The organism is Streptomyces prasinopilosus, assembly GCF_001419695.1.
Lineage (GTDB): Bacteria > Actinomycetota > Actinomycetes > Streptomycetales > Streptomycetaceae > Streptomyces > Streptomyces prasinopilosus.
Genome location: NZ_LIRG01000489.1, coordinates 1 through 10,485 on the forward strand (window position 1 = coordinate 1; position 10,485 = coordinate 10,485).

At 75.6% G+C, this 10,485-nt stretch carries 9 protein-coding genes; all 9 read right to left on the minus strand.

Features of this window, described 5'->3' with window-relative positions; genetic code table 11:
- Positions 1-745, minus strand: a 745-nt coding sequence (locus AOK18_RS20220) for a LysR family transcriptional regulator (protein ID WP_055695279.1), incomplete at its 3' end; no start/stop codon positions are given.
- A gap of 27 nt (positions 746-772) precedes the next feature.
- Complete coding sequence (locus AOK18_RS20225; protein ID WP_055695280.1) at positions 773-1,912, minus strand: NAD(P)/FAD-dependent oxidoreductase; 1,140 nt, start codon at positions 1,910-1,912, stop codon at positions 773-775.
- On the minus strand, positions 1,909-2,097 hold the full coding sequence (locus AOK18_RS20230) for a ferredoxin (RefSeq protein ID WP_055695281.1): 189 nt from the start codon (positions 2,095-2,097) through the stop codon (positions 1,909-1,911). Before AOK18_RS20230 ends, AOK18_RS20225 begins: the two co-directional genes overlap by 4 nt.
- Positions 2,094-3,266, minus strand: coding sequence for a cytochrome P450 (locus tag AOK18_RS20235; RefSeq protein WP_055695282.1), 1,173 nt, complete (start codon positions 3,264-3,266; stop codon positions 2,094-2,096). The genes AOK18_RS20230 and AOK18_RS20235 overlap by 4 nt, the downstream gene beginning before the upstream one ends.
- Positions 3,267-3,435: 169 nt before the next feature.
- Positions 3,436-4,776 (minus strand): globin domain-containing protein, encoded by a 1,341-nt coding sequence (locus AOK18_RS20240; RefSeq protein ID WP_055695283.1) that lies wholly within the window; start codon positions 4,774-4,776, stop codon positions 3,436-3,438.
- Between the two features lie 732 nt (positions 4,777-5,508).
- Positions 5,509-7,089: an ABC transporter ATP-binding protein gene (locus AOK18_RS20245; protein WP_055695287.1), complete on the minus strand. Its 1,581-nt coding sequence runs from the start codon at positions 7,087-7,089 to the stop codon at positions 5,509-5,511.
- Between the two features lie 62 nt (positions 7,090-7,151).
- A complete protein-coding gene (locus tag AOK18_RS20250) occupies positions 7,152-8,033 on the minus strand; it encodes an ABC transporter permease subunit (RefSeq protein WP_055695284.1) in 882 nt (293 codons plus the stop codon).
- Positions 8,030-8,983, minus strand: a complete 954-nt coding sequence (locus AOK18_RS20255; RefSeq protein ID WP_055695285.1) for an ABC transporter permease — start codon at positions 8,981-8,983, stop codon at positions 8,030-8,032. Before AOK18_RS20255 ends, AOK18_RS20250 begins: the two co-directional genes overlap by 4 nt.
- On the minus strand, positions 8,980-10,485 hold a 1,506-nt coding region (locus AOK18_RS20260), incomplete at its 5' end, for an ABC transporter substrate-binding protein (RefSeq protein WP_055695286.1). The genes AOK18_RS20260 and AOK18_RS20255, both read right to left, overlap by 4 nt.

The following is a 10,485-nucleotide window of genomic DNA, read 5'->3' on the forward strand; positions in this document are numbered from 1 at the left end:
CCTGGTCGCCCGCGCGGGCGACCAGGAAGGGCACGAGCAGGAAGTCGGAGCTCAGCTGGCCGACGCGGTACGGGATGCCCTTCTCCTCGAGCACGGAGTACGGGAAGACCCGCCGGTCGGTGTCGACGACGATGTGCGGCTGGGTGGTCAGCAGGTCGAGCGCGCTCGCCTCCGGCGGGGTGTCCGGTGAGGCCACCACCACGCAGCGGTCGTTGTACAGCCGCTCGCGCGGGTACGGCGAGAAGTGCCCCTCGGAGATCAGGACGACGTCGACGCCCAGGTCGGTGAAGGTGGCCTCGGTCGGGACCGTGATCGTCCGCAGGCGCAGGGTGGTGTGCGGGGCGCGTTCGGCGAGGAGCCGGGTCAGCCGGGGGCCGATGACGAACGCGGTGCTGTTCGTCAGGGCGACCGTGATGACGCGCCGGTCCGTGGCGGGGTCGAAGGAGGGGAAGTTCACGACGCGCGCCGCCTGCTCCAGCGCGCTGCGCAGCGGGGGGATCAGCTCCAGGGCGCGCGGGGTCAGCGTCATGCCCGTCCCCTGCCGGACGACGAGTTCGTCGCCCAGCAGCCGCCGCATCCTGGTGAGGGCGTGGCTCATCGCCGGCTGCGACAGGCCGACCCGCTGCGCCGCCCTGGTCACCGACCGTTCCTCGAGGAGGGCGAGAAGGGGCACCAGCAGGTTGAGGTTGACCGACGCCAGCCGGTCCAGCCCCGAACCCGTGGTGCCCTCTTCCCCGTCGCCCATGGAACCGACCTTACGCGGCCGCCCGGGTCATACGTCCTGGGTCATGCGGCGCAGCCGGGGGATGGGGATCCGGTAGTCGAGCGCGGCGGCCGCACCGCTGCCGTGTTCCCGCGACCAGCGCATCAGCGCCGGCCCGCCGCCGGGCTCCCCGTCGACGTACTCGGGTTCCCCGTCCAGCGGCAGGTGGCCCACCGCCTTGAGGGTCAGCCCGAACTGCTCGGTCCAGAAGTACGGCTGGAACCGGAGCGGTGGCGCCTCGTCGCCCCGGACCAGCGCCCGCGCGGCGACCTTCGCCTGTTCGATCGCGCTGCTCCAGAAGGGGACGCGGCGCGGGCCGTTCGGGGTCCGGACGGCCGCGAGGTCGCCGACGGCCGCGACGTCGGGACGCACGAGCCCGCGCGGGTCGACTGCGACGGCACCCTGCGCCGCGAGACCCGTGCCCGCGAGCCACTCCGTGTTGGGCAGGTCGCCGACGGCGGAGACGAGCAGGTCCGCCTCGAGGACCGGGCCCTCGTGGAGGACGACCCGGGTGCTGTCCCCGCGCCGTTCCAGCCGTGCCAGCTCGGTCTCGACGACGGTGAGCCCCCGGTCCAGTCCGGCCTTGACGAAGACACCGGCGAGGTGCGGGCCGAGCTGGAGGATCAGCGGGGCCCCCTGGGAGACGAGGGTGACCCGGCAGCCGGCGGCCAGGCAGCCCGAGGCGATCTCCATGCCGAGCGGGCCCCCGCCGACCACGACGACCGACGGCCGGTCCACCAGCCGCTCGCGTAGGGCGAGGGCGTCGTCGAGACCCCGCAGGGTGAGCTCCTCGGGCAGGTCGGACAGCCGTCGCGCCCGGGAGCCGGTGGCGAGGACGACGCGGTCGTACGGCAGGTCCGTACCGTCGTCGAGCGTGACCAGCCGGCGGTCGAGGTCGAGTCCGGTGGCGCGGACGCCCAGGAGTTCGGTCGCCCCGTGGCCGGTCGGCGGGAGTTCGTGCGACGACAGGTCGTCGCCGTCGAGCAGGAGCGCCTTCGACAGGGCCGGGCGGCTGTACGCCGGGTGCGGTTCGTCGCCGACGACGGTCAGCTCGCCGTCGAAGCCGGCCTCGCGGAGCGTGTCGGCCGCGGTGAGCCCGGCGATCCCGTTGCCGACGACGACCACGCGGTCCAGGGTGCCGGTGCTCATGCGACCCTCAGCGCCGCGACCGGGCACACGCGGGCGGCGGCGTTCGCCAGGGCGACGTCGGCCCCGTCGACCTCCTCGCGGTCGAGGACGAGTTCGCCCTCGTCGTCGAGGTGCATGAGCTGCGGGGCGGCCTCCTCGCACAGGCCGTGGCCCTCGCAGCGGGGACGGTCGAGAACGATCTTCATGCGGAGATCACCTCCAGGACGGGGAGCTCCTCGATGCTCCGGGTGGTGTTGCCGGGGACGCGGACCTCGGGTCCGGTGACGAGACGCTCGACGCGCCGGGAGAGCGCCTCGATCACGGCGTGGGCCTCCAGCCGGGCGAGCCCCTGGCCCGCGCAGCCGTGCGGGCCGTAGCCGAACGCCAGGTGGTCGACCGGGTTGCGTTCGACGAGGAAGGCGTCCGGGTTCTCGTAGTGGCGGGGGTCGCGGTTGCCGGCGCCGAGCAGGACCGCGACCTGGGCGCCCGCGGGGATGACGGTCCCGGCGATGTCGACGTCCTTGGTGGCGAGTCGGCCCCAGGTGTTGATGGGGGGCCAGAAGCGCAGCACCTCGTTGAACGCCGCCGGCACCAGCGACGGGTTCGCGCGGACCAGGGCGAGCTGGTCGGGGTGCCGGGCGAAGAGGGCGACGATGTTGCCGATCGCCGCGATGGTGGTGTCGACGCCGGCGCCGAGGTACTGGTGGATGATGTGGCCGGCCGTGCCCGGCGGGACGGCCCCGCGCTCCTCGGCGTCGAAGATGCCGCGGCCCACCGACCCCTCGGCCAGGTCCCCGGCCCCGACCTGGGAGCACCATCCGTACAGCTCGCCGGCGATGGGGAAGTTCTCGGCCGTGCGCTGGTTCATCGGGCCGAGGACCTGCATGGCGGCCTGCCCCCAGCGCAGCATGTTGTCGCGCACGTGGCCCTGGAAGCCGATCAGGTCCGCGACGACCTCCAGCGGGAACGCCCGGGCGAGGGCGTCGATCGCCTCGAAGGAACCCTTCTCGACGAGCTCGGCGACGAGGGCGTCCGCCTTGGCCTCGATCCCGCCCTTGAGGCCGCGCAGCGCACGCGGCGAGAGGTTCTCGGTGAGCGTGGCGCGCAGCCGGGTGTGCACGGGCGGGTCGGACGCGAGCGAGGTGCCGGTGAGAGCCTCGTTGGCCATCGGGTTGAAGGCGATCGAGGCCGAGGAGAACGACTCCCAGTCCGCGAGCGCGTCACGGATGACGTCGTACCGCGTCAGCGCGTAGACGTCGTTCTCGCGGAGGTGGACGACGGGGCCCAGCTCCCGCAGTTCGGCGTGGACGGGGTAGGGGTCGACCAGGACGTCGTCGGCGAAGAGGTCGACGTCGGAGGAAGGGGGAGGGGTCATGACCCCAGTGAAGTGTCCGGCCCTGCATCCAGCAAATGAATGATTCGCATGGTGCGGCATGCGCGCAGTTCATGTCTCGGGCGGGGTGGTCCCGGCCGCCCGCGGGACGCGGCCTCCCCGCGGGGAGGCCGGCGCGAGGCGGGGGCCGGTCCGCGTCCCGGCGGCCGGTTCAGGCGGGGACCTGCCGTCCCGGGGGCAGGAAGTCCCCGGCCGGCCCGTGCCGCTCCGTGAACCGCGGCAGGACGGGCGGCCCGACCGGCAGCGGGTCGTGGACGATGCGGTCGGCGGAGTGCCCGGCGTGGACCAGCCCGGCCGTCACCGTACGGACCATGTCCGGTGGCCCGGCGACCAGGGTGCGGCCCTCCGTGAGGGGGGCGCTCCGGGTCACCGCGAGGACCAGCCGGTCGTACGTGCCCTCGCCCGGCGCGCCGGCCGCCGCCGGGACCACGGTCAGCCACGAGTGGCGCTGTTCGAGGCCGGCCAGGTACCCGGTGTCGTGGAGGCCGGACAGCGGGTCGGCGCCCAGGAAGAGCCGCACCCGGCGTGCACGCTGCGCGGGGGAGCGCCGCACACGGCCGTCCAGCTCCTGCAGCAGCGCCTTCATCGCGGCCCAGCCGGTGTCCCAGGCGACCAGCCGCAGGGTCTCCGGGGCCTCAGCGCCGAGCGTCAGGTCCCCCCTCGGCGGGCCGAGCCGTACCTCGTCCCCGGGGGCGGTGCGGTGCACCAGCATCTCGCTGACCCCGCCGGGGCCGGTGCACCGGACGTGCACCTCGACCTCCCCGTCCGGGCCGGGCCCCTCGGCCAGGTAGTACGGGCGCCAGGTGTGGGGCAGCCGGGCGGACTCCAGCGAGGCGTACTGGCCGGCCCGGTACCGGAAGGTCTCGTGCGGCAGCAGGCGCAGGACCGCCAGGTCCGGCCCGCACATCCGGTGGCCCGTCACCGCGGCGCGCCAGCACGGTGGTTCGTGCAGCGCGGACTCCGCGCCCCGGACCATGGCGGTGATGCCGAGCTGCAGCATCCGCGTCCACGCCCGTTCGAGCTCCGGGCTCCCGTACTCGCCCGCGCGGACCCGCAGCGCCTCGCACAGCGCGTCCCGGAACGCCGCGTACTGCGCCGGGCGCACGCCGAGCTTGCGATGGTCGCGGCCGAGCCGGGTGAAGGTCGCGGTGATCTCCTCGGGGCGGTCCAGGTGCTCGATCAGGTACCAGAACGCCCGCGCCAGGTGCTCCTGCTGGAACGCCATCGTGGCGGGGAACAGGGAGCGCAGCGAGGGGTGCCGTGCGAACAGGGCCCGGTACAGGTCCGTGATCAGCTCGTCGAGCGGACCCACCAGGTCCAGGTCCCGCAGGATGATCTGCCGGTCGGCGGCCGCGTCGTACGTCTCCTCGGCCGGGGACCGGCCGCCGTGGCCGGTGCCCGGGTCCTTCCCGGGGGAGAGCAGCTGCTGCCGCAGCCGCATCGCCTCGTGCCGGGCGAGCAGCGAGTGGTACGTCCTGTCCTCCGCGCCCATGGTCAGCGGGCCCTCTCCGTCTCGCGCCCGGTGGAGGCGACCCGTGCGGCGCCGTCGCCGCCCCCGGCCGGGGCGGCGACCGGAACGGGAACCCGCCCGCCCGGTCGGTCCGGGGTCTTCGCCGGAAGCGGGCGCAGGGATCGGGGCATGGCTGGGCTCCTTGGGGAACGGACGGGGCCGGGGAAGTGGTCCGACGGTGTACGGACACCGGGCAGACGCCTCCCGACGGGGAGAAACCGCAGGTCAGTATGGCATCGGAGGCATATGCCCCAAGGGCCCCGGGGAGCAGGGCCACAAGGCCCTGGACAACGGGGAGCGGATGTGCGACGCCCGTCCCGTGCGCCGGGAAGCGGAGCGCTCCGTCCCCGGAACCGGTTCCAGGGAGCGGACCCCGCCGGACCCGCGGGAGGGGGCGGGCGTGCTCGCGGCGGAGCACCGGGGGGAGGGCAGCCGCGCCCGCGTCGGTCTCCGGCCGGCGCGCTCCGGGCGGGAGGCGCGCTCCCCCCGGCGGCGTTCACCACGGCGGAGAGGTCCTCGCCGTCGAGGACGGCCTCGCTCCGGTCCCTCCGGTCCCTCCGGCCCCTCCGGTCCCTCCGGTCCCGGCCGTTCCCGGAGGGGCCGACGGCCCGCGCGGGCCGTCGGCCCCGGTGGGGCGGAGACGGTGACGGCGGCGGTGAGCCGGGCTCCGGCGGGCTCCCCCGCCCGCGGATCCGTCGAGGGCCCTCCACCGGGTCAGTTCCTCCGCCCCATGAGGGAGACGGTGAACGGATGGCTCGGGGCGGTCAGGACCCGCCGGGCCGGTCCCTGTTCGACGATCTCGCCGGCGTCCAGGACGGCGATCCGGTGGGCCAGGGCGGCCGTGTCCAGGGCGTGGGTGATCAGGACCAGGGACAGGTCGCCGCGGTCGCGGACCAGCGCGGTGAGGAGGCCGAGGAGGTGCCGGCGGGTGAGCGTGTCGAGGCCGGAGGTGATCTCGTCGCAGACGAGGACGCGGGGGCGGGCGAGCAGGGCCCGGGCGAGCGCGGCGCGCTGGAGCTCGCCGCCGGAGAGCCGGCCGGGGCGCCGGCGCACCAGGTCCCCGGGAAGTCCGAGGCGGGCCAGGAGGGCCGATGCCTCCCGCGTCGCCGTGTCCGTGTCGGTGCGGCGCAGGCGGATCGCGGTACGGGCGACCTGGTGCAGGACGGAGCGGTGTTCGTCGAACGCGGCGTGCGCGTCCTGGAAGACGTACTGCACGGCCGCGAGCTGGGCGCGGCCGCGGTCGCGCACGCTGTCCGGCAACGGGGCACCGTCCAGGAGGACGGTGCCGTCGCGGTCGCGGTGGAGGCCGGCGAGGCAGCGGGCGAGGGTGGTCTTGCCGCTGCCGGAACGGCCGACGACGGCGAGGCACTCGCCCCCGTACAGGTCGAGTGCGGGGACGCGCAGCACCACGGCCGTGCCGCGGGCGCCGTCGCGGTGCCGGGCGGTCAGGCCGCGCACCCGCAGGACGGGCCGCCCGGTGCGGGGCGAGCCGTCCGGCTGCGGGAACCGGGGCTGCTCGCCGAGCAGTTCGCGGGTCCATTCGTGCCGGGGCGAGCGCAGGATCCGCCGGGCCGGGCCCGACTCGACGACCCGGCCCGCCCGCAGGACCACCACCTCGTCGGCGAGTGCCCGGACGACGTCCAGGTCGTGGCAGAGCAGCACGACGGCGACACCGCGGCCGGCGACGGCAGCGAACCGCTCGACGACGCGGCTCCTGGTCAGGGCGTCCTGACCGGTGGTGGGCTCGTCGGCGACGATGACGCGCGCGCCGAGCAGCAGCGCCTGGGCGAGGACGACGCGTTGCTGCTGGCCTCCGGAGAGCTGGTGCGGATAGCGCCGCACCAGGGCTTCACCGTCGGCCAGCTGGGCCTCTTCGAGGGCGCGCAGGACGCGTGCGCGGGCCTCCGCCCGGCGCCGCCCGCGTGGGAGGTGGCTTACTTGGGCGCGCGCGAGGTCGGTCAGCAGCGCCGAGACGCGGCGGGCGGGGTTGAGGACGGTGGCCGGGTGCTGGGGGATGTAACCGACGAGGCCGCAGGCCCCCGCACGCGCGTCGCCGGTGACCCGGCCGGCGCCTCCCACGCGTACGTCGCCGGTGACGCGGGCGCCCGCCGGATACTCGCCGAGCAGGGCGAGGCCGGTGGTGGTCTTGCCGCTGCCGGAAGCGCCGACCAGGGCCGTGACCGTGCCGGGCGACACCCGCAGGCTCACCCCGTCGACGATCGCCCGGCCGCCGACCTCGACGCGCAGGTCGCGGATCTCGGCCACGGGACCCGCGGCGGCGGCCCGGTGCGGCACCGCCGCGGCCTCGTGGGGCACGGGGGTGGTCTCGTGGTGCGCGGGTGTGCGCCCTTCTCCGTTCACGGGTGTACGCCCTTCTGCGTGTGATGCGGAACGGTTCCGCCCGGGCCGCCGGGCCCCGCCGGGAGGCCCGCGGCGCCCCGGCCCCCGTCCCGGCCCTCGTCCAGCGCGGCGTCGAAGAGGAGGTTCGTCCCCGTCGTCAGGGCGACGATCAGCAGGGCGGGGACGACCACGGCCCACGGCTGGACGAACAGGCCGGCGCGGTTGCGGTCGACCATGACCGCCCAGTCGGCGGCGTCGGGCGCCACGCCGACGCCGAGGAACGCGGCCGTGGCGACCAGGTAGAGCACGCCGGTCAGCCGGGTCCCGGCGTCGGCGGCCAGGGTGCGCGACAGGGAACGGCCGACGTGGCCGACGGCGATGCGCCACCGGGTCTCCCCCTGCAGGCGCAGGGCCTCCACCGCGGGCCGGGTGACGGCCTCCGCGGCGGCGGCCCGCACGAGACGGGCCGCGTCCGGCACGTTGGCCGCGGCGACCAGCAGGACGAGACCGGCGGGGCCGGGGGAGTACACGGTGGCGGCCAGCAGGACCAGCAGCAGCGACGGGACGGCGAGCAGCACGTCCAGGGGCCGCATCAGCAGTTCCTCCAGCCACCGGTGCCGGGTGAGCGCGGCGGCCAGACCGACCGGGAGGGCGACCAGGCAGGCCAGGGCGGTCGCGGCGAGCGCGGTCAGCACCACCGGCCGCCCGCCGTGCAGCACCAGCCGCCAGACGTCCCGGCCGACGAAGTCGGTGCCGAGCCAGTGGCCGTCCCCCGAGGTGAAGGACGCGGCCCGCGGGCCCGGCTCGCCCGCGAACACGGGGCCGAGCAGGGCGAGGACGAGCGGCACGGCGACGATCGTGACGCCGAGGGCGAAGCGGCCCGGGCGCGGGCGTCTCACGCGGCCACCCCCGCCCGGGGCGCGAACCGGTGGGCGACCAGGTCGGCGCCCAGGTTCAGTACGACGGTCAGGACGCCGAACACCACCGCCAGGCCCTGGACCACGGGGACGTCGCGTTCGGCGACGGCGCCCAGTAGAACGGTGCCGAGTCCGGGGACCGCGTACAGGGCCTCCACGACGATGACGCCGGACAGCAGCCAGTCGACGGTGCGGGCGAGTTGCTGGGCGGCGGGGGCCAGGGCGTTGGGCAGCGCGTGCGCGTACCGGACGCGGGCGCCGGACACGCCGTAGCGGCGGGCCTGCGCCGCGTACGGGGAGGCGAGCGCGTCGATCATGCCGGCGCGCACCATCCGCGCCAGCGAGCACACGGGCCGGGACAGCAGGACCAGGACGGGCAGGACGAGCACGGCCGGGTGGGCGAGCAGCTCGGTGCCGTGGCCGACGGCGGTCGGCGGCAGCCACCCCAGCCGCAGGGAGAGGACGGTCACCAGCAGGACCCCCAGGGCGAACTCCGGAACGGCGTACACGGCGAGCGTCACGGAGCTGATCAGCCGGTCGGCCGGCCGGCCCGCGTGCCGGGCGGCCAGCACCCCGAGCCCGAACCCGGCCGGCACGAGCAGCACCACGGTGAGCGCGGCCAGCAGCAGCGTGGGGCCGAAGCCGTCGGCGAGGTACCGGCTCACCGGACGGCCGGAGACCAGGGAGGTGCCGAGGTCGCCGTGGAGCAGCCCCGCCGCCCAGTCGGCGAGCCGTTCCCCCGCGGGCCGGTCCAGTCGCATCGCCTCCCGGACGGCCTCGACGCGCTCCGGGTCGGGCTGGTCCCCGGCCAGGGCGACCGCGGCGTCGCCCGGCAGCGCCTCGGTGAGCGCGAAGACCAGCAGCACCACGGCCGCGGTCTGCAGGACGCCGAGGAGCAGCCGCCGGGCGACGAAGGAGCGCAGTCCGCTCACGCGAGCCACACCGTGTCGAAGCGGGCCCAGTCGAGGGTGTTGGCGGGTGCCTCCGTCTCCACGCCCCTCACGGTGCGGGCCGTGCCGATGATCCAGTCGGCGAACCCCCAGACCAGGAAACCGCCTTCGGCGTGCAGGCGGCGCTGCATGCGCTCGTAGAGGGCGGCGCGTCCGCCCTTGTCGCGGGTGGACTGGGCCTGCCGGTAGAGCGCGTCGAAGTCCTCGTGCCGCCACCGGGTGGCGTTGGTGGTCGAGTCGGTGAGCAGCCGCTGGGAGACGTGGGCCTCGATCGGCATGGCGCCGGAGCGGTAGCAGCACAGGGTGCCGCGGTCGAGGACGTCGCTCCAGTAGGAGTCCTTGCTGCCCATCCGCACCTCGACCGTGACGCCCGCCTTCGCCGCCTGGTCGCGGAAGATGCTCGCGGCCTCGGTGAACCCGGCGGCGACGGCCGAGGTGTCCAGGGTGACCTTCAGGTCCTCGGCGCCGGCCTGCTTCAGCAGGGCACGCGCCCGGTCGAGGTCCTGTGCGCGCTGCGGCAGCCCGTCGGCGTAGTACTCGTAGCCCTTGCCGAACAGGTCGTTGCCGACCTCGCCCGCGCCGGACAGGGCGCCGTCGACGAGTTCCTCCCGGTCGGCGATGAGGAAGAACGCCCGGCGCACCCGCGCGTCGTCGAAGGGCGGCCGGTCGGTCTTCATGCAGAACGCCTGCATGGCGCTGCCCCGCAGCCGCACGATCCCGATCCGGCCCCCGTCCTCGTGGGCGCGGGCGGTGGCGGGGTTGAGCTCGTGGGCGTACTCGATCTGCCCGCCGAGCAGCGCGTTGACCCGGGCCGACTCCTCGTTGGCCACGACGAACTCGATCTCGTCGAGGTGCGGGGGCCCCTCCCAGTAGTCGTCGTGGCGGGTGAAGACCGCCGAACGGCCCGGGGTGAACGACCGGAAGCGGAACGGACCGGACCCGACCGGCTTCCGGTCGAACCCGGTGGCGCCCTCGGGCACGATGTAGGCGCCGAACGCGGCCAGGACGTTGGGGAACTCGGCCGTGGGCCGCTTGAGGACGAACTCGACGGCGCGTTCGCCGGTGGCGCGGCTGGCGTCGAGGTCGACGGGCTCCAGGGACGCCCTGGCGCGGAACGCCCGCTCCGGGTCGGCGATGCGGCGGTAGCTGTACAGCACGTCCTTCGCGGTGACCGGCCTGCCGTCGTGGAAGACGGCCTCGCGCAGGGTGACGCGCCAGCGGTCCAGGGTCCGGTTGGGCTCCCACCGCTCGGCCAGGCGGGGCCGCGCGGACAGGTCGGCACCGTAGTCGGCGAGCTTGTCGAACAGGGCCTTGGCCCGGGCGACGTCGACGAACAGGTTGGCCATGTGCGGGTCGAGGGTCTCGCCGGCGCCGCCGCCCGCGAACGCGGCGCGCAGTCGCCCGCCCTTCCTCGGCGGGCCGCCGCCCTCGCCCGCGTCGTCGGCGGGACCGGTGCCGGTGCCGCCGCATCCGGCCAGGGCGAG

What these genes read in the sequence shown, in the direction of transcription:
- AOK18_RS20240 (WP_055695283.1), bottom strand. Translation starts at nt 4,776, where the DNA reads ATGGGCGCGGAGGACAGGACGTACCACTCGCTGCTCGCCCGGCACGAG.
- AOK18_RS20230 (WP_055695281.1), bottom strand. Translation starts at nt 2,097, where the DNA reads ATGAAGATCGTTCTCGACCGTCCCCGCTGCGAGGGCCACGGCCTGTGC.
- AOK18_RS20225 (WP_055695280.1), bottom strand. Translation starts at nt 1,912, where the DNA reads ATGAGCACCGGCACCCTGGACCGCGTGGTCGTCGTCGGCAACGGGATC.
- AOK18_RS20235 (WP_055695282.1), bottom strand. Translation starts at nt 3,266, where the DNA reads ATGACCCCTCCCCCTTCCTCCGACGTCGACCTCTTCGCCGACGACGTC.